At 48.0% G+C, this 23245-nt stretch carries 20 protein-coding genes; 9 read left to right on the top strand and 11 right to left on the bottom strand.

Going from position 1 to position 23245, the window contains the following annotated elements; all coding sequences use genetic code 11:
• The first annotated feature begins 6 nt into the window (after window positions 1-6).
• The 4 genes from rpoN (at window position 7) to H515_RS0101350 (ending at window position 4788) form a co-directional block, all read left to right on the top strand.
• Window positions 7-1518: an RNA polymerase factor sigma-54 gene (gene rpoN, locus H515_RS0101365; RefSeq protein WP_028901472.1), complete on the top strand. Its 1512-nt coding sequence runs from the start codon at window positions 7-9 to the stop codon at window positions 1516-1518.
• Window positions 1519-1568: 50 nt separating this feature from the next.
• Window positions 1569-2186, top strand: a complete 618-nt coding sequence (locus H515_RS0101360) for a membrane protein (RefSeq protein WP_025874726.1) — start codon at window positions 1569-1571, stop codon at window positions 2184-2186.
• A gap of 12 nt (window positions 2187-2198) precedes the next feature.
• Window positions 2199-2705: a 5-(carboxyamino)imidazole ribonucleotide mutase gene (gene purE, locus H515_RS0101355; protein WP_025874728.1), complete on the top strand. Its 507-nt coding sequence runs from the start codon at window positions 2199-2201 to the stop codon at window positions 2703-2705.
• A 163-nt stretch (window positions 2706-2868) separates the two neighbouring features.
• On the top strand, window positions 2869-4788 hold the full coding sequence (locus H515_RS0101350; protein ID WP_025874730.1) for a 4-hydroxy-3-methylbut-2-en-1-yl diphosphate synthase: 1920 nt from the start codon (window positions 2869-2871) through the stop codon (window positions 4786-4788).
• A gap of 338 nt (window positions 4789-5126) precedes the next feature.
• Here the strand turns inward: H515_RS0101350 and cysS are convergent, their stop codons facing one another.
• Complete coding sequence (cysS, locus tag H515_RS0101345; protein WP_025874732.1) at window positions 5127-6614, bottom strand: cysteine--tRNA ligase; 1488 nt, start codon at window positions 6612-6614, stop codon at window positions 5127-5129.
• Window positions 6615-6742: 128 nt separating this feature from the next.
• Here cysS and pncB point away from each other — a divergent pair, with 128 nt between their 5' ends.
• Window positions 6743-7963, top strand: coding sequence for a nicotinate phosphoribosyltransferase (pncB, locus tag H515_RS0101340; RefSeq protein WP_025874734.1), 1221 nt, complete (start codon window positions 6743-6745; stop codon window positions 7961-7963).
• Between the two features lie 46 nt (window positions 7964-8009).
• Here the strand turns inward: pncB and H515_RS0101335 are convergent, their stop codons facing one another.
• A complete protein-coding gene (locus H515_RS0101335; RefSeq protein WP_025874736.1) occupies window positions 8010-9053 on the bottom strand; it encodes a C1 family peptidase in 1044 nt (347 codons plus the stop codon).
• Between the two features lie 292 nt (window positions 9054-9345).
• Between H515_RS0101335 and H515_RS0101330 the strand changes: the two genes are divergently transcribed.
• From H515_RS0101330 to H515_RS0101315, 4 genes are read left to right on the top strand one after another with little or no spacing between them, the layout of a single operon-like run.
• Window positions 9346-10596: a peptidase U32 family protein gene (locus H515_RS0101330; RefSeq protein ID WP_025874738.1), complete on the top strand. Its 1251-nt coding sequence runs from the start codon at window positions 9346-9348 to the stop codon at window positions 10594-10596.
• Window positions 10597-10618: 22 nt separating this feature from the next.
• Complete coding sequence (locus H515_RS0101325) at window positions 10619-11086, top strand: hypothetical protein (protein ID WP_025874740.1); 468 nt, start codon at window positions 10619-10621, stop codon at window positions 11084-11086.
• Between the two features lie 14 nt (window positions 11087-11100).
• On the top strand, window positions 11101-11517 hold the full coding sequence (locus tag H515_RS0101320; protein ID WP_028901471.1) for a SufE family protein: 417 nt from the start codon (window positions 11101-11103) through the stop codon (window positions 11515-11517).
• Between the two features lie 56 nt (window positions 11518-11573).
• Window positions 11574-12143, top strand: coding sequence for an RNA methyltransferase (locus tag H515_RS0101315; protein WP_025874742.1), 570 nt, complete (start codon window positions 11574-11576; stop codon window positions 12141-12143).
• A 317-nt stretch (window positions 12144-12460) separates the two neighbouring features.
• Here H515_RS0101315 and murI read toward each other — a convergent pair whose 3' ends face one another.
• From murI to pckA, 9 genes are all read right to left on the bottom strand, one after another.
• On the bottom strand, window positions 12461-13303 hold the full coding sequence (gene murI / locus H515_RS0101310; protein WP_028901470.1) for a glutamate racemase: 843 nt from the start codon (window positions 13301-13303) through the stop codon (window positions 12461-12463).
• Window positions 13304-13309: 6 nt separating this feature from the next.
• Window positions 13310-13813 (bottom strand): OmpH/Skp family outer membrane protein, encoded by a 504-nt coding sequence (locus tag H515_RS0101305; RefSeq protein WP_025874744.1) that lies wholly within the window; start codon window positions 13811-13813, stop codon window positions 13310-13312.
• Between the two features lie 294 nt (window positions 13814-14107).
• Complete coding sequence (locus H515_RS0101295) at window positions 14108-14611, bottom strand: OmpH/Skp family outer membrane protein (protein WP_025874746.1); 504 nt, start codon at window positions 14609-14611, stop codon at window positions 14108-14110.
• Window positions 14612-14726: 115 nt separating this feature from the next.
• Entirely contained in the window at window positions 14727-15272 is a 546-nt protein-coding gene (locus H515_RS0101290) for an OmpH/Skp family outer membrane protein (protein ID WP_025874748.1), read from the bottom strand.
• Between the two features lie 82 nt (window positions 15273-15354).
• Entirely contained in the window at window positions 15355-17985 is a 2631-nt protein-coding gene (locus H515_RS0101285) for a BamA/OMP85 family outer membrane protein (protein WP_028901469.1), read from the bottom strand.
• A 12-nt stretch (window positions 17986-17997) separates the two neighbouring features.
• Window positions 17998-18744 carry an isoprenyl transferase gene (locus H515_RS0101280; RefSeq protein ID WP_025874750.1) on the bottom strand — a complete coding sequence of 249 codons (747 nt, stop codon included), beginning with the start codon at window positions 18742-18744 and terminating at the stop codon, window positions 17998-18000.
• Window positions 18745-18793: 49 nt separating this feature from the next.
• A complete protein-coding gene (gene porG, locus H515_RS0101275; protein ID WP_028901468.1) occupies window positions 18794-19486 on the bottom strand; it encodes a type IX secretion system protein PorG in 693 nt (230 codons plus the stop codon).
• Between the two features lie 113 nt (window positions 19487-19599).
• Complete coding sequence (locus H515_RS0101270) at window positions 19600-20970, bottom strand: DUF6242 domain-containing protein (protein ID WP_028901467.1); 1371 nt, start codon at window positions 20968-20970, stop codon at window positions 19600-19602.
• Window positions 20971-21164: 194 nt separating this feature from the next.
• Window positions 21165-22778 carry a phosphoenolpyruvate carboxykinase (ATP) gene (pckA, locus tag H515_RS0101265; protein WP_025874752.1) on the bottom strand — a complete coding sequence of 538 codons (1614 nt, stop codon included), beginning with the start codon at window positions 22776-22778 and terminating at the stop codon, window positions 21165-21167.
• Between the last annotated feature and the right edge of the window lie 467 nt (window positions 22779-23245).

Raw genomic sequence — 23245 nt, 5'->3', positions numbered from 1 at the left:
AAGTCGATGGCTCAAAAACAAGTACAAATCCAAGAACAGAAACAACAGCAGGTGCAGCGTCTATCACAACAGCAGATGTTGCAAGTGAAGTTGCTTGAGATGCCATTGACAGAGCTGGAGGACAGCGTCAATGCAGAGCTTGACGACAATCCAGCACTCGAAAAGGGAGGCGACGAAGGCGAATGGACCGAAAATGCCGAGGCAACCGACAGCCAGGAGAACGACTACGATACGCAACAGGAGCGGGAAGAACGGCAAGATGCACTCGATACGGCACTGGAGAGAATGCGCTCCGACGACGAACTGCCCACCTATGATGGCCGGCAGCAGCGCGACAATGCCGACTACGAGGAGATAGTCTATGGCGACACAACTTCATTCATCGACAAGCTCAACCAACAGGTTGGCGAACGGGAGATGACCGAGCTGCAACGCACTGTCATCGAATACCTCATCGGCAGTCTGGACGACGACGGTCTCTTACGAAAAGACCTTGACACCATAGCCGACGAACTGGCCATCTATCACGGAATCGATTGCACTGAGGAAGACATTGCAAGCACATTGGAGCTTCTTCACGACTTTGATCCTCCCGGAATCGGCGCCCGATCGCTCCAAGAATGCCTGCTGCTGCAAATCGACCGTAAGGTAGCGAATGGCGAATGGCAAGCCAACAGCTACATTTACCAGAATCTCCACACAATATTGACCGACTTTTTCGACGCATTTACCAAGAAACACTGGGACAAAATACAAAGCGCCCTCTCACTCTCCGACGACCAAGTGGAAGCCCTCCAAAGAGAGATCCGAAAGCTGAACCCCAAGCCCGGCGCATCAATGAGTGAGACCATGGGCAGGAGCATTCAGCAAATAACACCCGATTTCATTGTTGATACCGACGATGACGGAACGATCAGCTTCACACTCAACCACGGCCGTCTGCCCGAACTGCACGTATCGCAGAGCTTCAACGATATGCTGGCTGCCTATAAGGAGAACAAACAAGGCATGAACCGACAGGCAAAGGAAGCGCTCCTCTATGCAAAGGAGAAAGTTGAAAAGGCCCAAGGGTTCATCGAAGCCATCAAACAACGCCGCAACACACTATACATCACGATGAGAGCCATCATCGACATACAGCGGAAGTTCTTTCAGGACGGCGACGAGTCTGACCTGAAACCGATGATTCTCAAAGACATTGCCGAGAAAACGGGGCTTGATATCTCAACGATTTCCCGTGTCAGCAACATAAAATACGCACAGACAAGATGGGGAACCTTCCCACTCAGGTTCTTTTTCACCGACAGTTACACCACCGAAGATGGCGAGGAAATGTCAACACGTAAGATAAAAGTGGCACTCAGGGAAGTAATCGACGGCGAAAACAAGAAAAAACCGCTCAGCGATGAGGCCCTTGCAAAGGTGATGAAAGAGAAAGGATTCCCGATAGCCAGACGTACGGTGGCCAAATACCGCGAGCAACTCAACCTCCCCGTGGCACGGTTGCGGAGGGAATAGTGACCAAAAGCAAAATGAACAAGCCGAAAACAACTAACGGAAAGTAAAGAATGAGCGAGAAAAACATAATAATGACAGCCAGAATCGTGAGCATGCTACTCACACCCTTTTACCTCCCAGTGGTGGGAGTTCTGGCTATATTTGTTTTTTCTTACCTAAGCACGTTCCCTTGGCAATTCAAGATATCGTTAGTGCTCATGGTCTATCTGTTTACGGTGCTCATTCCCACACTGCTCATCCACATTTACCGGCAGTATCATGGCTGGACACTGATACAACTTGGCCAAAAAGAGCGCCGTATGATGCCTTACGCCATATCAATCCTCTGCTATTTCGGCTGTTTCTACATCATGAATCTGCTGCACCTGCCCCATCTCATTACGTCCGTTCTGGTTATGGCGCTGGTAATTCAGGTATTGTGCGCCATTATCAATGTCTGGTGGAAAATTTCCACACATACGGCTGGCATAGGGGGCGTTCTTGGGGGACTCATTGCTTTCTCGGTGGTGCTCAGTTTCAATCCCATCTGGTGGCTTTGCCTCACCATAATTGCGTCGGGAGTTGTGGGTTCGAGCCGCATAATTTTGCGACAGCACACGCTCACACAAGTGACGGCAGGATTTTTCCTTGGCCTTGTGAGTGCATTTGTTACGATAATGATCATATAATATTCATAGAAGATGAAACCATTAGTTAGTATTATCATGGGTTCAACAAGCGATCTCCCTGTCATGGAAAAAGCTTGTAAGTGGTTGGAGCAGTGCGAAATTCCTTTCGAGGTTAATGCATTGTCGGCTCATCGCACACCGGCCGCAGTAGAAAGTTTCGCCAAAGAGGCCAAGGGTCGTGGCATAAAGGTGATCATTGCGGGAGCCGGCATGGCCGCAGCCTTACCTGGTGTCATCGCAGCATCGACCTCTCTGCCAGTGATTGGTGTACCAATCAAGGGTATGCTGGATGGTCTTGATGCCATGTTGTCGATTATTCAGATGCCGCCGGGCATCCCTGTGGCCACCGTTGGTGTGAATGGAGCTCAGAATGCCGCCATTCTCGCTGCCGAGATGATGGCACTTGGCGATGAGGAGATAGCCCGTAAGGTTGAGAATTGGAAGTCAACACTGGGGGAGAAGATTGAGAAGGCAAACAAAGAACTGGCCGAAATCAAGGATTATCGGTTCAAGTGCTAAGCCAAACATCAATTCATCACTCACGGTTCACGACTTGTTTTCATGATTGGCTTTGCCGCTCACGACTGGTTGCTTGATGACGACAGGGCGAGAGTTGCTGCAAAACTCAATAATAGCAGTGATAATCGATCATTGCGCATGATGACTTATGGGTTAAGGAGACATGATAGATTTATTCAATTACGAGAGAAGGAAGAGTACTGTCACACATGTGGGTGTGTTGGACATCGGTGGCGATAATCCCGTCAGGGTGCAATCGATGACCACCACATCGACCGATGACACACAAGCGAGCGTCGAACAGTCGGAAAGAATCATCGATGCCGGCGGGGAGCTTGTCAGGCTGACCACACAAGGCAAGAAAGAGGCTGAGAATCTAAGGAATATCAGTGCCCGCTTGCGTGCCGACGGCTATAAGACACCTCTCTGTGCGGATGTCCATTTCAATGCGAACGTGGCTGATGTCGCCGCGTTGTATGCCGAGAAGGTGCGCATCAATCCGGGGAACTACGTCGATCCCGGTCGCACGTTCAAGGTTCTGGAATACACCGATGAGGAATATGCCTGCGAGTTGCAGCGCATCGAGGACCGTCTGCTGCCCTTTATCAACATCTGCAAGGAGCATCATACGGCCGTTCGTGTGGGTGTGAACCACGGAAGCCTGTCCGACCGCATCATGTCACGCTACGGCGACACGCCTGAAGGCATTGTCGAGAGCTGCATGGAGTTCCTCCGCATCTTCAAGAAGTACGAGTTCGGCGACATAGTCATATCCATCAAGGCGTCGAACACCGTCGTAATGGTCCGTTCCGTCCGCCTTTTGATTGCCGAGATGGAGAAAGAAGGTATGCACTACCCATTACATCTTGGCGTTACCGAAGCCGGCGAGGGTGAGGACGGACGCATCAAGAGCGCTGTGGGCATCGGCGCACTGCTCAGCGATGGCATCGGAGACACCATCCGCGTGTCGTTGAGTGAGGATCCGGAGTGCGAAATTCCTGTGGCAGCTTATCTCACGCGCTACATCCGTCGCCGACAGGGACATCTTCTCATACCTGCCGAGGCTGGAAAGGACTTCGACTACTTGCGACCGGAGCGCCGTCAGACGGTGGCCGTGGGCAATATTGGGGGTGAGAACGTGCCCGTTGTCATCGCTACCCAGAACAAAGCCAACCAGCCAGTCATGGTATCATCGGCCGATATGCCGAAACCCGATTACATATATGTCAACGACACGCTCCCGAAGCAACTCGTCAAGGGACAGAAGTACATCCTCGACTACAATGCCTACATCGAACTGGCCACAAAGGGTGAGCTACCCGAAGACAATGTCTATCCGATATTCCCGACACCGGCCATCCCTCTCATCGGAACGGTGAGGTCGGAGATGAAGTTCCTCGTGCTGAAATATGGCACACCCTCAGAAGAGTTCCTCACTTGCCTGAAGTACCATCCCGAAGTGGTGGTCGTCTGCACCAGCAATCATCAGAACAAGCTCGGCGAACAGCGTGCTTTGGTTCATCAGATGATGACGGCTGGTGTCAGGAATCCTGTCGTCTTTGCCCAGATGTACCAGCATTCCTCTGTCGATGGTCAGTGTAAATCATCGCCCATCACCACGAAAGAAGCCTTCCAATTGGAGGCAGCGGCCGACATGGGAGCACTGATGATGGACGGATTGACAGATGGTTTGTGGCTGATGAATGACGGAGACCTTTCGGCCGATGACATAGAGCAGACAGCTTTTGGAATTTTACAGGCTGGGCGCTTGCGAATGGTCAAGACGGAGTACATCTCTTGTCCAGGCTGTGGTCGCACACTCTACGATCTCCGCACGACGATTGCCCGCATCAAGGAGGCCACAAAGGGAATGAAGGGCTTGAAAATAGGCATCATGGGTTGCATTGTCAACGGTCCGGGTGAGATGGCCGATGCCGATTATGGTTATGTAGGCGCTGGCAGGAACAAGATAAGTCTTTACCGAAAGAAAGTGTGCGTGGAGCGCAACATTCCTGAAGAAGATGCCGTTGAGCATCTGTTGGCACTCATCAAGTCAGATAGGGCCACTCAGTCGGAAGGCTAAGCGTGGCAAAAAGTCGCCCCACTGGTTTCGCACCGCCAGCTTACAGCAAGGTAGCCGTTAGTTCCGCCATCTAAATGACGGGACTCAGTGGCTTGAATAACCGATGAGGGGTCGCGGAATGGATGAAGAAACTGTGATTGGATGCAGATAGGAAACAAATCGTTTCGTATCTAATTGATTATCAAGTGTCTATGAACCTATAAATAAAAGGTCAGCTTTCGCATGTCGAAAGCTGACCTTTTATTGTGCGAACGCTTACCTTTCACGATGCGATTGGTGAGCTTTTAAAATCAGGTAGTGTTCCGAAGCGAGTACAGTCGCACATCGGCTATACCTTCTTACTTGTCGAGTTTCCATGTCACACCATCCTTGGTGTCTTTCACTTGGAAACCGGCCTCGGCGAGAGCGTCGCGAATCTGATCGCTGACAGCCCAGTTTTTCTCAGCCTTTGCCTTGGCACGAAGGTCGAGAACCATGTCAACCACTTTGCCGAAAGCCTCCTCGCGTGCATCGTTGTTGGCACTGCGCTCGTTCTTCAGTCCGAGAATGTTGAATGTGAAGAGCGTCATCGTGTCAGAAAGCTCCTTTAGGTCGTCGGCGGAGATTTGCGCCTTGTGGTCGATGAGTAAGTTGACAACGTGGCAAGCCTCGAAGAGCAGCGAGATGACCGCTGGTGTCATGAGGTCGTCGTTCATGGCATCGTAGCACTTTTGGCGAAGTCCGGAGACGAATAGCCTTGTGTTGTCGTCCGATGCGCCTGCCGTCGGAATGCGGTTGAGGTCCTCAATGCCGTTCATCAGTCGTTCGTAACCTTTCTGTGCTGCCTGTAAGGCCTCGTTTGAGAAGTCAACCGTGCCTCGGTAGTGCGCCGACAGGATGAAGAAACGGATGGTCATTGGCGAGTAGGCCTGATCCAGTGTTTTGTGGTTGCCGGTGAAGAACTGTTCGAGAGTGATGAAATTATTGAGCGATTTCCCCATCTTCTGACCGTTGATGGTAATCATGTTGTTGTGCATCCAATATTTCACCATGTCCTCTCCCTGTGAAGCCACGGCCTGGGCAATCTCGCACTCGTGGTGGGGGAACACCAAATCCAATCCACCACCGTGGATGTCGAAATGGTTTCCTAAGTACTTGCGTCCCATTGCTGTGCATTCGCAGTGCCATCCTGGAAATCCGTCGCCCCAAGGCGATGGCCAGCGCATGATGTGTTCGGGCATGGCGCGCTTCCAAAGGGCGAAGTCTGCCTGGTTTTTCTTCTCTCCCACACCCGCCAGTTCACGAGAGTTGTTGATCATATCGTTCAGATTGCGTCCTGAGAGCACACCGTAGTGATGGTCCTTGTCGTATTTTGCGACATCGAAATATATACTTCCGTTACTCTCGTAGGCGTATCCGTTCTTCAGTATCTCCTTTACAAGTTCTTCCTGCTCTATGATGTGTCCAGTGGCATGTGGCTCTATTGACGGCGGAAGCACATTGAGCATGCGCATAGCATCGTGATAACGATTGGTGTAATGCTGTGCGATCTCCATGGGTTCCAGCTGTTCGAGCCTCGCTTTCTTCTCTATCTTGTCATCGCCCTCATCGGCATCGTGTTCCAAATGGCCGACGTCTGTGATGTTTCTGACGTAGCGCACCTTGTAACCGATGTGCTGTAGATAGCGGAAAAGTATGTCGAAAGTAATCGATGGGCGGGCATGGCCCAAGTGTGGGTCGCCGTAAACAGTTGGACCACAGACATACATGCCTACATTGGGTGCTGCAATCGGCTGAAAACGCTCCTTCTGTCGGTGCAGCGTATTGTAAATCACTAAATTTTGCATGGTCTAATATTTATTATTTCATTTAGTTGCAAAATTACAAAATAAATGGGAGTCTTACTATTTATCTATCAAATTTTTACTATCTTTGCAATATTCACACTTCTCTGAATGAGAATGAACTAAGGCTTATGCAACAAATAATTCATCATTTTACTGATAACGACGCCTACACCTTCAGCTGTCAGTACTACGTTCTTCAGACTTATCCTCGCGCTGAGGTAGAATATACATTCTTTGACCGCAATAACACTGTCTATCCCGAAGGCTTTGCCGAGTTGGTCAACGAGCAATTGGGCTATATGCCGCAAGTCATCATCACCGAAGAAGAAATTGACTACATGAAACGGCGAATCTATTATCTGCCCGAATGGTACTTCACGTTCCTGCGGGGCTATCGTTTCGACCCTCACGAGGTTACCGTTTCGCAAGACGAAGAGGGGCATCTCGATATATCGGTTCGTGGAAAGTGGTACTCAACCATCATGTGGGAAATGCCAATTCTCAGCATTGTCTCGGAATTGATGCACAATCTGCGGGGCGAAAACTCATCGTACAATCCAGAAAGAGAGTACGAGCGTTGTGTCGAAAAGACGCATAGGATTCTCACCAATGAGCTGATATTATGCGATATGGGGACAAGGCGGCGACTGTCGTTCGACCATCAGAATATGGTTGTCCGCACTATGAAGGAAGTCTATGAGCAAGGAGGGTTCGAAGATGAGGAAGGATTCCACCAGTGGACAGGAAAATTCACAGGAACAAGCAATGTTTACCTCGCCATGAAGTACGATCTGATGGCCGTTGGCACGATGAGCCATCAGATAATAGAGTTCGAAGAGAACGTCAGCGGTATATTCGAATGCAACTTTAACGTAATGAAGAAATTCAGTGACGTATATGATGGCGACAACGGAATATACCTTTATGATTGCTTTGGCGACAAAGTGTTCTTCAGTAACTTGTCAAAGCGCATGGCAATGATGTTCAGCGGACTGCGTGTGGATAGCGGAGTGGAGGAGGAACAGCTCGAAAAAATCATAGCCAAGTACAAATCGCTCGGCATTGACCCCGCAACCAAGCAAGTGGTGTTCAGCAACGGGCTGAACATCGACCGTGCAATCGAGCTACACAAGTATGTAGATGGACGAATGAAGGACAGCTACGGAATGGGGACGTTCATCACCTGCGACGTGGAGAATGCCGAACCGCTGAACATTGTCATAAAGTTGACGGGAATGCGCATCACCGAAAAACGCGAATGGCACGACTGTGTAAAGTTGTCATGTGACAAAGGAAAGACACTTGGCAATCCAGAGAAGTGCGCTTACCTGCTGAAACAGATTGGGTAGAAGGGGCATCGGTGGCCCCGTTTGCCCACCAATGTCAGCCGTAGGCCTATTGTGGAATATAGACGGCTATGGTTTTGAGCCTCACATAATTATAACTGAGATACATGAAGCCGTGGTAACGGTTCTGCGTTCCCCAGCTGTTCTTGCATAAAAAGTATTTGTTGCCTTTGTCATCGTGGGCAACACCCATGATTTCCATACAGTGGTCGTCGGTCGTCTTGTGTGTCTCAAAAGCCTTCTGCCGCTGCTCTTGCGTTGCCTTTACTCCTTCGTCGTCTGTCTTGGCTATGCCTTGGGCGAACGAGAACCCAGCTTCTGAGATGTCACCCTCCCAGCAAACGGGATGTCCGCTCATGACTGACCGCTCGATTCGTTGCATCATCGTGTCGATTGGCACATTGAGGAAGGTGTTGTGGAAGTAGTTATCCTTCACTTCCAATGGGAAACGCTCGTTGAAAGTGTGGTGGGTGAAGCTCGTGAGGGCCAGGTATTCGTCATTGCGACATACGCTTCGGGCAAATTCCTGTGGAGTGTAAACAACGCCATACATGAACACTTGTTTCGGCGCAGAGCCTATCTCGTCATCCAAAAACTCGTTGATGTCCTCCAGTTGATTGGACAGTTCCGATGATTTGGGTGAGTAAATAGCCTGACTTAGCTTACGGGCGAGCAAATTATAGTTAGTGTTCGTCTTCCGGTGGTAAGCTTCGAAGTGCTGAAGTCCGTAGGTGTGAATCAGATCAAGCAGCATACTCGACATGCCGCGTGTGGTAATGCCGTTTCCTTGCTGACCGAAGCGCCCCTTGTTGTTCTTCGATAGCAGTTGTTGGGTCACCTGTTCCTGAAGATACATTCGTGCAACATAGTCTGCACTCAAGTTGATAGAATCGCCTTGCATGAGGTGCTCGGTTTCAATAGTTGCCAACATGGCGTATGCCCAGCAAAGTGAGCTGCGCCCTTGGTTCTTCACTGGAGTGGTCTTCAGTCGTATTTCATCGGTAAGATGCTCAGGTCTCACCTGCTTTTGCCTTTGCTTCCCACATCCGATGAGCAGCACTAATGCTATGATAATGAATGCGTTTCTTTTCATACTTGTATGCAAAGATAAAGAATTATGGTGAAACGGTACTGCTTTTTCTTGTTAATCGTGCACCGGATTCTGACTTTTAGCTTTAAAAAAACTTTGCTTCAGCGGACTTTCTTTGAGCCATGAGGCGGTGATTTGCTGTGTTTGCTCGTTTAACAGATGAAAGTTAGAAAGTTTTTAGCATGATGTTATCAGATATTTTATTTATCTTTGCAGAAGATAAGCTGCACTCGGCCAATTGAAAGTAAACTTTTTTTGTCCTCGTTTGCATTATCTCGCACAGTAAAAGGTAACAATGAATATACAAGAATTTGAAATAATGGCACCAGTAGGCTCACGCGAGAGTCTTGCTGCAGCCATCCAGGCAGGGGCAGACTCTGTCTATTTTGGTATTGGTCAGCTCAATATGAGGTCGCATTCGGCCAACCATTTCACGATTGAGGACCTGAAAGAGATTGCCGAGACTTGCAAAGCGAGGGGAATCAAGACATACCTCACGGTGAATACGGTTATCTATGGCGAAGACCTCAGTGTGATGCGAGAGATTATAGATGCGGCAAAACAGGCTGACATCACAGCGGCGATTGTCAGCGACGTGGCTGTCATGGTGTATTGCCGTCAGGTTGGGCTTGAGGTTCACTTGTCAACGCAGCTCAATATCTCAAATATCGAGGCACTGAAGTTCTATGCTCAGTTTGCCGATGTTGCTGTTTTGGCCCGCGAGCTCAATATGAACCAGGTTGCGGAGATATACCGTCAGATTCAGGAACAGGATGTCCGGGGGCCTCGTGGCGAACTGGTGCGTATTGAAATGTTCTGTCATGGGGCGTTCTGTATGGCCGTTTCGGGCAAGTGTTACATGAGTCTTCACGATGCAAATCGCTCTGCCAACCGTGGCGAATGTGTGCAGATATGCCGCCGTTCCTACACAGTTACCGACAACGAGACGGGCAATCAGCTCGAAATTGACAACAAATACATCATGAGCCCCAAAGACTTGAAAACCATTCGGTTCATCGACAAGATGATGAAAGCCGGTGTAAGGGTGTTCAAGATCGAAGGGCGCGCTCGCGGACCGGAGTATGTTCACGAGGTTGTTACTTGTTACAAGGAGGCTATCAGCAGTGTTATCGAAGGCACTTACACAGAGAAGAAGAAGGATGCGTGGGACGAACGGCTCAAGACGGTGTTCAACCGGGGCTTCTGGGATGGATATTACCAAGGGCAAAAGATGGGCGAATGGACCCGGAACTATGGCAACAAGGCCACCGAGCGGAAAGTTCTCGTGGGCAAGGTCATCAAGTATTTCTCCAAACTGGGTGTCGCCGAGATTGCCGTTGAAGCCTCAGAGATTGCGCTGAATGAGAAAATGCTCATCACTGGTACGACAACCGGCGTGATGAAGTTCACCGCCAGCGAGATACGCTACGACCTAAAGCCTGTCGATAGGGCAGAGAAGGGATGGCGGGTGTCACTGCCCGTGCCCGACAAGGTACGCCCTAACGACAAGGTGTATAAGATTGTGAGGACGAAAGTAGATGAATAAACTTTAGTAAAACATCAAACCTATGATAGAACTACATCAAATTGCCAAACTGTTTCTAAGGCTTACCGTCGCAACGTCTATGCTTTCAGCTGTTGCCGACCGCTTCGGCTTATGGGCAAAGGATATGTGTGTATGGGGAAGTATGGACAAATACCTTGCCTACACGCAAACCTTGATTCCTTATGTGCCCGCCGAATACATTCCCGCACTGGGCTGGACGGCCACCGCCTGTGAGATATTGTTTTCCGTTTGCTTGCTGTTGGGCCTTAAATTGAGATGGACAGCCTCGCTTTCGGGTCTGATGATACTCACCTTTGCCATCGCCATGGCCACATCAGAGGGCATCAAAGCTCCGCTCGACTGTTCGGCATTCAATGCCTCTGCCGCAGCCTTTGCGATACTTGCATGTGGAAAAGGCTTGTTCGAGGTTGACAATTTGTTCGGCAACAGGAGAAGAGACAGCCGTAGAATCAAAATGATAGGTTTATAAAACGATATACCATTATGACAATAAACGAAATGCAAGATGAGGTAATCGGTGAGTTTTCCGATTTCACCGACTGGATGGACAAATATCAGATGCTCATCGACTTGGGCAACGATCTGGAGGAACTGGACCCTAAATACAAGACAGAGCAGAATCTTATAGAGGGCTGTCAGAGCCGCGTGTGGCTGCAATGCGACATGGAGGATGGCAAACTCGTGTTCACTGCCGATTCCGACGCACTCATAACGAAGGGAATTATTGCCTTGCTCATTCGTGTTATCAGTGGCCATACACCACAGGAAATCATTGATGCCGACCTCTATTTCATCGATAGGATAGGACTTCGGCAGCATCTTAGCCCTACACGAAGCAACGGCTTGCTGTCGATGGTGAAGCAAATCAAGTCGTATGCGATTGCATTTTCATTGAAATAATCAATCAGAAGCTATTTCCCTGATGCGCTTTCCAATGCCGACAGGGATCCGATACGATGAGAAAACTGCGCACAATAGAGATGAACCGCCTCTCACTCAAGGAGTTTAAAGAGGCAAACAAACTGCCTCTCGTCGTCGTCCTTGACGATGTGAGGTCGTTGTACAACGTGGGGAGCGTGTTCCGCTCATGCGACGCCTTTCGGGTGGAGGCCATCTATCTTTGTGGGATAACCGCCACGCCGCCCAGTGCTGAGATTCACAAGACGGCACTTGGCGCGGAGGACTCCGTTGATTGGAAATATTTTGCCAATACCGAAGATGCCATCCGTGAATTGAAGGCCAACCATTATTTCGTCTATAGCGTAGAGCAGGTGGAGGGATCGACTAAATTGCACGAACTGCCTGCCACTCCGTTTGCGGGCGACAGGCAGTCGTGTGCAGTAGTGCTGGGCAATGAAGTGAAAGGGGTAAGGCAAGAGGTGGTTGACATGAGCGACGGTTGTTTGGAAATACCGCAATTCGGTACCAAGCATTCGCTCAACGTAAGCGTGACAGCAGGAATCGTGGTCTGGGAATTTGCCAGAAGATTGCTGCTACAGGCAAATAATATTGACAATCAATACTGAAATAGTTGATTGCGCAATCCGTTGTGTTTCAGTATTCTACATGTTTTTATTCTGAAAGCTTACCTGTCACTTGGCAAAAGCTAAGCTTTCGCATGGTCATAGCTGACCTTTTGACAATCGAAAGGTGAGCTATGGGATGACGATGGCGAAAAAATTTTACAGTCGTCGCTCATCGGCCAGCTGATTCTTTGTCGATTTTCAGTCGATATTCGGTGGGAATCACTGTTGTCAAGTTGAAGAAAAGGCCGTCTGAAAAAAATCTATGGGGTGGGAAAAGGGCCACGGTCGGGGCGCATAAAGGGAGTAATTAGAGCAGATTATTCCAGCGACAGATGCGACACCTCTATACCTTCGGGCAAGAATATCCGCGCGTTTTCCTTGAATTTCTCCTCGTTCTCGGTAGTAAAGTACCTTGCCGATCCGCCTTTCGTGCAGCGTTCGTTCATGTCGGCATGGCGGTTGAGATAGTCTTTCAGGCTTTCGGCCACATATTTTCCTTGCGATATAATGCGGATGCCTTCGGGAACGTATTGTTTGATTTTAGGTATCAGGATGGGGTAGTGTGTGCATCCGAGTATAATCGTGTCGATACGTGGGTCGAGACTAAGGATGTGGTCAATGCGTTTCTTGACGAAGTAATCGGCACCGGGCCCGTTGGCCTCGTTGTTCTCAATAATCGGTACCCACAGTGGGCAGGCAACCCCCGTCACCTCAATATCGGGCCACAGCTTGTTGATTTCCATGTTGTAGCTTTCGCTCTTCACCGTTCCTTCGGTGGCTAAGATACCGACATGCCGGGAGTCGGTCAGTTTTCCGATTATCTCGGCCGTCGGACGGATAACGCCCAGCACACGGCGACGTGAGTCGAGTTCAGGAAGGTCGGTTTGCTGGATGGTGCGCAGGGCTTTGGCCGATGCGGTGTTGCAACCCAGTATCACCAGTTGGCAACCCATGCTGAAAAGTTTCAGCACAGCTTGTCGGGTGAATTGGTAAACCACGTCGAACGAGCGCGAACCGTAGGGTGCGCGCGCATTGTCGCCAAGGTAGATGTAGTCGTATTGGGGCAGTAGCTGGCGGATGCCATGAAGGATGGTCAGGCCGCCATAGCCCGAATCGAAAACACCGATGGGGCCTGGTGATTGTGGAAGAGCGTCAGCCATCAGCGTTTATTTCAGAACGGTTTTCAGAGCCTCGGTGATGTTCTCACCCATCGTGGCGTCAACGTAAGGCAAAGCGTTGTCATCAGTGTTGAGAATGAAAGCATAGCCACTCTCGCGCCCCATCTCGCTGACGGTGTCTCTCAGTCTTTGATGCACGGGTGCGAAGGCCTGTTTCTCGGCTTGCTCAAGCAGTTTTTGCGATTCCTTTTTGAATGCCATGTTCTTGTACATCATCTCTTGTATTTCGGCTTGTCGCTTTTTCAGGATAGACGGTGCGAGGTTGCGTTGTTCTTCAAGAAAATTCTCATACTTGGCATGGAAATCTTTTTCCGACCGTTGTGTCTCTGCATCGTATTTCGCACGCAGGTCTTTCATGTTCTGAACGACCGTGGCATAGTCGGCCATTGATTGCAACACTTCGTTGTAGCTGAAGTAGGCAAACTTCAGGCTCTGTGCCGATGTCAGCAAAGGCATCAGGGCCAAAGCAAGGAAAAGGAATGTTTTTTTCATTGTGTTTTGTTTTGTCTCCTTTTGGAGGATTAGCGTCTGGTTGGTCATCCGGTCGCATGGTTTGATTTTCTGATTGCCCGTATTGCCAGTTTCTGCCACTGACTGCCTGTCAGCATTGGTAAGGCTACAATGATCCATTGTGACAGAAAATGAGTCCGAAGGCATGAGAGAAGCGGCCCAGCAATCAGTTGAAATAGTTTCAGACCTCAACTGGAAGGTTTGGAAAGAAAAAAAGGAGGTCACCGCAACAAGACAATTCTTGCGGTGACCTCACCCTTTATCTCCACCGCTCACTTACTTCATCTTAGCCAACTGAGCCTTCACTTCAGCAGTAATGTCCTTGCTGATGGCTTCGTTGATGTAAAGAGGCTGGCCTGCGGCTTTCTCCATGATGTAGGTATAGTTTCCTGCTTTGGCTACAGCTGCAATGGCATTGCGTACTTTTTCGAGTACAGGGCCTAACTGCTTCTGCTGCTCTTCGTTGAAAGCCTTTTGGTTGTCCTGAGCTGTCTGCTGAATCTTGGTGTACATATCCTGCAGGGTTTTCTCGGTTTCAGCCTTTTTTGTAGCGTTCATCGTGCTCTTGGTCTTGTCGTATTCCTCAGCCTTGCGCTGGAGTTCTGTCTGCATGTCGGCGAGTTGTTTCTCATATTCCTTGCCTTTTGCCTCAAGTTTCTGCTGAACGCTTGTTGCTTCAGGAAGTGACTGCAAGAGTGCCTGTGAATCAAGGTGACCAAACTTCTGTGCGAACATAGTCATTGGAGCACAGAGCATCAACATTAAAATAAGCTTTTTCATTTTCTTTCTTTGTTATTTAATAGTTTATAATTCCTTTATTGTTGGCGGGCGCATTTCTTCGGATTGGTGTTTCCCCATGCGTTAGGGGATTTTTCCGTGATGCCCGTCCTTTGTTCTATTGGTTTCCGTAGCCCAGTTTCTGCAGCACCTCGTTGCTGATGTCCACCTTTGGCGAGCCGTAGATGATGCCGGCTGTCGCACTTGAGCGGTCGATTACCAGACTGTAGCCCCGTTGGTCGGAGATGTCCTTAACGGCATTGTAGATTTCTTCCTGAATCGGCGAGATGAGACTGGTGCGCTTTTTGAAGAGCTCTCCTTCTGGACCGAAATATTTGCGTTTGAGGTCGGAAGCCTGTTTCTCCTTTGCCATAATGTCTTCCTGCTTCTTCTTTTTCTGTTCCTGAGAGAGAAATACCAATTCGTTCTGGTAATTCTTGTACATCGTGCCTGCTTCGGTGTTGAGAGCCTCAATCTCGGCTTGCCATTTCTTGCTGACTTGGTTGAGCTGCTCATTGGCACGTTCATAGGCTGGAACATTGCTGAGCACGTATTCCATGTCGATGAGTGCGAACTTCTGGGCTTGCATGCTCAGGGGTAACAGAGCAAAGAAGCAGAGCGGCAGGATAATCCTGATAGCCTTCAATATTCTTTTATCTTTCATTATAAACCCTCCTTGAATTTATTTAGTTCGTTGGTGGGAAGAGAAGCAAGTTTAGTATGCTTGTCTCCCTTTATTGATTTTATTAGAATTCTTGTCCTAAGATGAAGTGGAACTGGCTTCCGCCCTTCTTCAATCCATTGGGACCAATGACTTTGTCGAAACCGTAGGCCCAGTCGATACCCATCATGCCGACCATAGGCAAGAAGATGCGCAAACCCACTCCCGCAGAACGCTTTATGTCGAACGGATTGAACTTCTTGGTCTCGTTCCATGCGTTACCAGCCTCTACAAACCCAAGACCGTAAATAGTGGTGTTGCCCAATAGGAACGGATAACGGAGTTCGAGTGAGAGGCGCTCGTAGGCATAGCCCTCTTGCCCCCTTGGCGTCAAGGCGCCGTTGTCGTAACCACGCAGTCCGATGGTTTCCTCAGCGTAGTTGCTGGAGTAACCGCTCATGCCGTCACCACCCATATAGTAGGTCTCAAACGGACTTTTCTTGTATTTGTTGTAGCTTCCGAGCAAACCGAGTTCAACACGGGTCATCAAAACGAAACATTTCGTGCCGTTTGTCAGCGCTGTGAACGTGCGAGCCTTGAACTTCCATTTGTGGTATTCAATCCATTTGTATTTCTCTTGCTGCTCTTGTTGGAACGTTGGTGAATTTTCGTCTTTGGCAAGGTTCTTGTAATCTTTCTTGTCCCACTTAGACCAAGGCGGGGTGATGGTCAATGAGGCCGTAAATTCTGAACCGCGACGTGGGAACAGTTGGTTGTCGGTTGATGTGCGGTTGATGGAGATGCTCACGTTCAAGTTGTTGGCTGTTCCGTTTGTCATAAGGAAGTAGCGCCAATTCTTAAGCATATACCGCTGATAAGAAAGCTGCAATGACAGCGTGAAATAGTCGTCGGGCCATGACAGACGCTTTCCCCAACCTACGTTGACACCCAAAAGCTGAAGGTATTTGTTGGGATCGGAGTAATTTTCGTAATTATTATAATTGTAATTTCCGTAACCGTACATATAATTATAATAATTGTTCATATAACCACTGTTGTAATAATTGTTCGAAAGGTCAGTCATTTTTGAGAAGTACGAACCTACGGTGAACTGGATAGGGCGCTTCCCACCTAACCAGTTGGTGGCATATTGAAGACTGTATGACTGGTAGAAACGGGCGTTGGTCTGTGCGCTCAGCGATAATGTCTCGCCATCGCCGATGGGGAGGATACCCCTGCGCTCCTTGTTCTTGCGGAAAAGGTTGGCCATGGAGAAGTTGTTCAGCTTTAATCCGATGCGTCCCGTCACACCTGTCTGTCCCCAACCCAGTGAGAATTCAATCTGGTCGTTGCCCTTCTGTTTCAGATTCCAGTCGATATCTACTGTACCATCCTCATAGTTAGGCTTTGTATCAGGAGATACGGACTCTGGATCGAAGTGTCCCATCGACGCCAGTTCACGAGCCGTACGCTGCAGTGACTCCTTTGAGAAGAGATCGCCTGGCTTTGTGCGGAGTTCGCGGCGTACCACATTTTCATAGAGACGATCGTTTCCATTGATTCTAACTCGGTTGATGTGGGCCTGTTGTCCTTCGTAGATACGCATTTCAAGGTCGATGGAATCGCCGACAATATTCACCTCAGTTGGTTGGAGATTGTAGAACAGGTAGCCATTGTTCCAATAGGCATTGCCCACCGCATCATCGTCCTCAGAGAGTCGTTTGCTCATGTACTTCTGATTATAGACATCTCCCTTGTGCATGTCGAGTAGTTTGGAAAGATAATCAGTCGAATAGACAGTGTTGCCCACCCATGTGATGTTGCGGATGTAATATTTTTTTCCCTCGTCCACTTTCACATAAACGTTGACGTGCTTGGCATCGGCATTCCAAACACTGTCCTTAACGATGGTTGCGTCGCGGAAGCCATATTCGTTGTATTTGGCGATGAGGTTCTTCTTGTCTTCCTCCCAACGTTCTGGGGTGAATTTCTTTGATTTAAGAAGGTTGCCCAATTTACCAGCCTCGTGTGTCTTTGCCAGCGCACCTTTCTTGAACATTGATCCCTTGATTTTGCTGTCTGAAATCTGTTCGTTACCTTCGATGATGATCTTGCGGACTTTCTTCTTTTCCTTCTTGTCAACGTCAATGTCAAGGATTACTTGATTCTTGGCTGTTACGTCATCGCGCTGCCGAATGTTGACCACGGCATCCTTGTAGCCCTTTTCATCAAAATATTTCTTTGCAAGCAACTGTGCGCGGTTAATCATGTTCGGGGTGATCTGTCCTCCCTTGAGCAGACCAAGTTTCTGTTCCATATCATCGCGCTCTGATTTCTTCAGGCCGAGATAGTTGATGCTTGATACGCGAGGGCGGGTCTGAAGATAGATGTGCAGATAGGCATTGTTGCCAATGAGTGAGTCCACGGCGATTGAGACGTCGGAGAAGAGACCGTGTTTCCAATAGCGTTTTACGGCGTCTGATATTGCCGTGCCAGGAATTTCGAGCTCCTGGCCTACCGTCAGTCCGGAAATGCCCGTCAGTACATAGTCTTCATATCCTTCAACGCCCGACACAGACAATCCTGCCAGTTTATAGACTTGTGGGTTTCCTGCGTAGGTGATAGTGGGATTTACGATTTTCTCCTGGGCATTTGCCTGCAAACCCAGTCCGAGGACTATGGTCATGAGAATCAGGACCTTATTTATTCTATTCATTGATAGCGTATCTTATATTTTTTCTTGTTCTGTTTCAACTTGTTTCTCTGTCTTACCGAAGCGGCGTTGGCGACTTTGGTAGTCAATGATGGCCTTGTGCAGGTCGGCTTCGTCGAAGTCTGGCCAATAGGTGTTGCAGAAATACAACTCGGAATAGGCCAACTGCCACAGCATATAGTTGGAAATGCGTAGTTCTCCGCCAGTTCTGATTAACAGTTCGGGGTCTGGCATGAAGTGGGTACACAAGTTCTCGCTGATGGTCTGTTCTGTGATATCCTCGATTTTCAGCTCGTTGTTCCTCACTTTCCTGGCAATGTCGCGTGCAGCCTTTGTCAGTTCCCAACGCGATGAGTAGCTCAGTGCCACTACCATGGTCATGGAATTGTTCTTTGCGGTGTGGTCCATGGTTTCCTGAAGCTTGTCCTGCACTTCTTTAGGCAGACGTTCGATATCGCCGATAACATGGAAACGCACATTGTTCCTCATGAATATTTCGTCCTCAAGCGATGTAAGCACTAACCCCATCAAAGCTGCAACCTCGTCGGAGGGGCGGTTCCAATTCTCGGTCGAGAAGGTGTAAAGTGTAAGATACTTCACTCCCAAACGCGTACACTCGGAGGTGATGCGCCGAACGGTGTCAACCCCAGCCTGATGGCCGTATGAGCGTTCCTTTCCTCGCTCAGTTGCCCAGCGTCCGTTGCCGTCCATGATGATGGCAATGTGCTGCGGTATTCGTGTCATATCCAGTTCTTCTGCCATAGAATGCGAAGATTTTTTCGTTACTTAAATGAATGGAAGGCCTGCCTCATTACTCGTCGTCGTTGTGACAAGTCCTGCATTTGGCCATGAAACTATAGGTGAATGTGACCTGTAGTGATGAATAGCAGTCGGTGTTCTTGAAGATTCCACTGCTCTTGATGTCGTAAGGGTCTTTCTGTCCGTCGAGTTCGTCGGATAAAGAGAAATGCATGGCCCACTCAAGGCCAATGTTCGTTCGTTCACCTAATTTATATTTGACACCAATTCCAATCGGCAAGTTTGCCGAAAAGACTGATTTCTTGTCTCCTTTGTCGAGCTTTACGTAGGTTGCGCCAAAGCCACCGAAAACGAATGGTGTCAGACGCTTTGCCCCCCTGTACTCTCTTCCTGTGCCATAGGGCCAGAAATTGTATTCGTATGTCAGCCCGACGTCAATCAGCGTATTGTTAAATTCGTATGGATTTTCTGCGAACTTGGGATAGTAGGTCTTTACGTCGCTTGATTTTCCTTTCATCTTGCCATACGATACATTCATCTTCAGCCCCATGTAAGGGTTGAAATTATAGCGCGCCAATAAGCTTCCCATTGGTTGTAAGTCTTTGGTTAGTGAGCCATTGAAGTCGCCAAGGTAGCCCGTCAATCCAGCTCCAGCACCTATTTCCATTCTATATTCCTCTCCATCCTGTGCCTTTGCGGGGACAGCAGCAATCATAAGTAATATGTAGAACAGAATATTTTTCATTTATTGTCTAAGCCTTACTTCCCTTTATTGGTTTCTTTGACTGTCTTTTTGTCGGCCGTCAGGTCTTATTTTATCAATAGTCAACAAGTCGGGGACTCTGCATGTATGCTGGATTATTCTGTAAATGCAGTCTGTCCCTTTATCCATCCGGCGCTGTTAAGTCGGCCGCGCCATACTTTCCCTCCGCTGATCAGCCATATATATTGCTGGCTATCGACAGTCGCTGCAAATGAGCCGGAAACTGTTGCGTCAGCAGGATAGGCAAATTTGGTAAATCTTTTCCATGTGATACCGCCGTCCTCGCTTGAGAGTATCTTTGCGAAAGCACCGTTATCGATGCCCATTGTCAATGCCTTTTCGTCGTAATTCAGTAGCGTTAGGTCTGTGTAATTAGGCAGCGAGTAAGCATTGTTAGCCTCAACGAAACTCCATTTGTAGTTGGAGGCTGACTGTTGGTCAACGAGTTTTGTCCAAATAACCGCATTTGGCTGTGTTCCCGATGTTCCAACCATCATGATGCACTCGATGGTGCTGTTGGTTGTCAGTGGTTTTGCAATGTAACCGAAGTTTGCATTGGGAAGTTTTGAAGCCTCGTCATCGAGTTCTTCGGCTGCCCATGATACGCCGTTGTCTTTCGATACGTACAAAGTGCCAGCTGTTGAAAGACCGTATAACTCTGTTTTGGTTTCTGCCACCAACCGTGCGAGTGAGGTGGAGCTGACAGACGTCCATGTCAGTCCGTCGGCAGAGCGTTTTACCACTCCGTTTTCTACAAGATAGAGATTGTTTTCGTGAGCGATGACACCCTTATATGTATCTGCTGCAAAAGTTGTTGGCAGCTGAGTCCATGTCTGTCCATCTCCTTCGGCGGTATAATAGCCGTGGGTGAGACTGTCCTTGTTTCCAAATACGAACACCTTACCACCGAAAGCGACAGCCTTATGCCCATCCAGTTGTTCCAAATCGGCGCTCGCTGGCATGGTTGACCATGAGAAAACGTCACCTTGTTGCTTGTGAGCGTTCACCGTAACCTTGTATTGGCGGTAGCTTTTGCCATCTCGCGAGGTGACAATCAGTGTGCGTGGGTTGGTAAAGTCAGTTGAATCTTTCTCAGAGAAATACTTCAGGCTCTCGTCGGTTGTCGATTTTATCGAGACGATGCCTCCGTTTTTCGCAGAGGTCTTGGCCAGAACATGTGCGATATCGGTGCCGTATGGCAAAGAGTCGGGGTTGTAAATCAGTCCTTGTGCCTGATCAATGTAGAATTTATACGCCTCAGCTTTGAACGTTGTGGTGTAGATTGAGTCCCCGCCGGCTTTGTTGATGGTATGGCAAACTTGATTCAGTGTGCCCAGTGAGAAAGCCGTGATAGCTGTGTCGCCGTAAGTTACGTTATTCTTGTCTGTCTCTTCGTCCTTCATACATGAAGTCAACAAGAGTGATGCTGTAAGGATAGCAAAAAGGGAATATATCTTATTTCTCATGAAATGCTAATAATTCAATTTGGATGCAAATTTAATTAGAATTCTTTAGATAAAGTGCTTTTTACTCGTTAATTATGTAAAATATGGTATATAACCATGTTTTTTAAGTTTGTTTAGTACTGATTTGTTATACTAAAAAGCCCTGTTCTTCAGGAGAACAGGGCTTTTTTATCTTAAATTGTCATCTTTTGCTATTAGAGCTGTGGACCAGCTGCTACGAGAGCCTTACCAGCCTCATTGCCAGTGTATTTGACAAAGTTCTTCTGGAAGCGTGCTGCGAGGTCCTTAGCCTTCTCATCCCACTGTGCTGCGTCAGCGTATGTGTCGCGTGGGTCGAGGATGTTGGTGTCAACACCTGGAAGAGTTGTAGGAACAGCGAAGTTGAAGTAAGGAATTTGCTTTGTGTCAGCCTTGTTGATGCTGCCATCAAGGATTGCGTCGATAATGCCACGTGTGTCCTTGATGGAGATACGCTTGCCTGATCCGTTCCAACCCGTGTTAACTAAGTAAGCCTTGGCGCCGTTCTTTTCCATCTTCTTTACCAATTCCTCAGCATACTTTGTTGGATGAAGTTCCAAGAAAGCCTGACCGAAGCAAGCAGAGAATGTTGGAGTTGGTTCAGTGATACCACGTTCTGTACCAGCCAATTTTGCTGTGAAGCCAGAGAGGAAGTAGTACTTGGTCTGCTCTGGAGTCAAGATTGATACTGGAGGAAGTACACCGAATGCGTCAGCAGACAGGAAGATTACCTGTTTTGCAGCTGGACCAGCTGAGATGGGGCGAACGATGTTCTTAATGTGGGTGATAGGGTAAGAGACACGAGTATTCTCTGTTGTGCTCTTGTCTGCGAAATCAATTTTGCCCTGTGCGTCAAGAGTTACGTTCTCAAGAAGAGCGTTGCGCTTGATAGCGGCGTAGATGTCTGGCTCAGACTCTTTGTCGAGGTTGATCACCTTTGCATAGCAGCCACCTTCGAAGTTGAACACACCGTTGTCGTCCCATCCGTGCTCATCGTCGCCGATAAGAAGGCGCTTTGGATCGGTTGACAATGTTGTCTTACCTGTACCAGAGAGACCGAAGAAGATTGCTGTATTCTTACCGTTGAGATCTGTGTTGGCAGAGCAGTGCATAGAAGCGATGCCCTTCAATGGCAAGTAGTAGTTCATCATTGAGAACATACCCTTCTTCATTTCACCGCCGTACCATGTGTTGATGATAACCTGCTCCTTGGTTGTAACGTTGAACACAACTGCGGTCTCAGAGTTCAAGCCGAGTTCCTTGTAATTTTCAACTTTAGCCTTTGAAGCATTGTAAACGATGAAGTCGGGCTCTTGGTCAAGCTCTTCCTGATTGATAGGCTTGATGAACATGTTGGAAACGAAGTGAGCCTGCCATGCTACTTCCATGATGAAGCGAATCTTCATGCGGGTATCCTTGTTGGCACCGCAGAAACCGTCAACCACGAACAATCTCTTGTTGGACAATTCTTTCTTGGCGATGCTGTTTACGGCAGCCCAAGCCTCTTTTGATGCTTTCTTGTTGTCGTTCTTGTATTCGTCGGATGTCCACCAAACGGTGTCATGCGAGTTCTCGTCGTCAACGATGAATTTATCTTTAGGTGAACGACCAGTGTAAACACCTGTCATTACGTTTACTGCACCAAGTTCTGAAACCTGACCTTTTTCAAAACCTTCGAGACCTTCTTTTGTTTCTTCTTCGAACAAAACCTCATAAGAAGGATTGTAAACAACTTCTGTTGTTCCTGTGATACCGTACTTTTCAAGTACGCTTTTATCAAACTTTGCCATTACTTTAAAAATGTATTTAGTTGAAAAATATTTATATTACTTACTTCAATCTTTATACCTTCAAAACCATTGCTTTTGGCCACAATCTTGGCGCTTTCTATCCTAATCGTTTGAATTCAATATGCGGATAAGACTATAATTATTGTGGCAAAGTTATAAAAAAAAATATATAAAAGATAACTTCCTCTCAAAAAAACACTTCCTTTTTCTTTTTTTATCCTATTTTTATTTAGTTCTATCTCTCTGTAACTATCATTTTGTAAAGTTCACCTTGCAATTATGACCGTTTTTTAGTGCAAGTTCTATGAAACGTTTAATCCCTTAGCAGCCATAAACATACAATTTGATACTTGGATGTTTCTATGTATATAAAGTGTAAATATATTGATAGAGAGCGTATATAAGATAAAGAAAAAAGATGCGAGTTGCAGTCTCCTTAAATACATAAGGTTTCTGTTTCTCACATC

This window comes from Prevotella corporis DSM 18810 = JCM 8529 (assembly GCF_000430525.1).
In the GTDB taxonomy this organism is placed as follows: domain Bacteria; phylum Bacteroidota; class Bacteroidia; order Bacteroidales; family Bacteroidaceae; genus Prevotella; species Prevotella corporis.
The sequence above is the reverse complement of the archived record's forward strand: the minus strand, read 5'-3'. Positions and strand labels throughout refer to the sequence as shown.

What these genes read in the sequence shown, in the direction of transcription:
- H515_RS0101315 (WP_025874742.1), top strand. Translation starts at nt 11,574, where the DNA reads ATGAGAAAACTGCGCACAATAGAGATGAACCGCCTCTCACTCAAGGAG.
- H515_RS0101360 (WP_025874726.1), top strand. Translation starts at nt 1,569, where the DNA reads ATGAGCGAGAAAAACATAATAATGACAGCCAGAATCGTGAGCATGCTA.
- H515_RS0101325 (WP_025874740.1), top strand. Translation starts at nt 10,619, where the DNA reads ATGATAGAACTACATCAAATTGCCAAACTGTTTCTAAGGCTTACCGTC.
- H515_RS0101295 (WP_025874746.1), bottom strand. Translation starts at nt 14,611, where the DNA reads ATGAAAAAGCTTATTTTAATGTTGATGCTCTGTGCTCCAATGACTATG.
- H515_RS0101330 (WP_025874738.1), top strand. Translation starts at nt 9,346, where the DNA reads ATGAATATACAAGAATTTGAAATAATGGCACCAGTAGGCTCACGCGAG.
- H515_RS0101280 (WP_025874750.1), bottom strand. Translation starts at nt 18,744, where the DNA reads ATGGCAGAAGAACTGGATATGACACGAATACCGCAGCACATTGCCATC.
- purE (WP_025874728.1), top strand. Translation starts at nt 2,199, where the DNA reads ATGAAACCATTAGTTAGTATTATCATGGGTTCAACAAGCGATCTCCCT.
- pncB (WP_025874734.1), top strand. Translation starts at nt 6,743, where the DNA reads ATGCAACAAATAATTCATCATTTTACTGATAACGACGCCTACACCTTC.
- cysS (WP_025874732.1), bottom strand. Translation starts at nt 6,614, where the DNA reads ATGCAAAATTTAGTGATTTACAATACGCTGCACCGACAGAAGGAGCGT.
- H515_RS0101290 (WP_025874748.1), bottom strand. Translation starts at nt 15,272, where the DNA reads ATGAAAGATAAAAGAATATTGAAGGCTATCAGGATTATCCTGCCGCTC.
- H515_RS0101350 (WP_025874730.1), top strand. Translation starts at nt 2,869, where the DNA reads ATGATAGATTTATTCAATTACGAGAGAAGGAAGAGTACTGTCACACAT.
- H515_RS0101305 (WP_025874744.1), bottom strand. Translation starts at nt 13,813, where the DNA reads ATGAAAAAAACATTCCTTTTCCTTGCTTTGGCCCTGATGCCTTTGCTG.
- H515_RS0101320 (WP_028901471.1), top strand. Translation starts at nt 11,101, where the DNA reads ATGACAATAAACGAAATGCAAGATGAGGTAATCGGTGAGTTTTCCGAT.
- murI (WP_028901470.1), bottom strand. Translation starts at nt 13,303, where the DNA reads ATGGCTGACGCTCTTCCACAATCACCAGGCCCCATCGGTGTTTTCGAT.
- H515_RS0101285 (WP_028901469.1), bottom strand. Translation starts at nt 17,985, where the DNA reads ATGAATAGAATAAATAAGGTCCTGATTCTCATGACCATAGTCCTCGGA.
- pckA (WP_025874752.1), bottom strand. Translation starts at nt 22,778, where the DNA reads ATGGCAAAGTTTGATAAAAGCGTACTTGAAAAGTACGGTATCACAGGA.
- H515_RS0101335 (WP_025874736.1), bottom strand. Translation starts at nt 9,053, where the DNA reads ATGAAAAGAAACGCATTCATTATCATAGCATTAGTGCTGCTCATCGGA.
- rpoN (WP_028901472.1), top strand. Translation starts at nt 7, where the DNA reads ATGGCTCAAAAACAAGTACAAATCCAAGAACAGAAACAACAGCAGGTG.
- H515_RS0101270 (WP_028901467.1), bottom strand. Translation starts at nt 20,970, where the DNA reads ATGAGAAATAAGATATATTCCCTTTTTGCTATCCTTACAGCATCACTC.
- porG (WP_028901468.1), bottom strand. Translation starts at nt 19,486, where the DNA reads ATGAAAAATATTCTGTTCTACATATTACTTATGATTGCTGCTGTCCCC.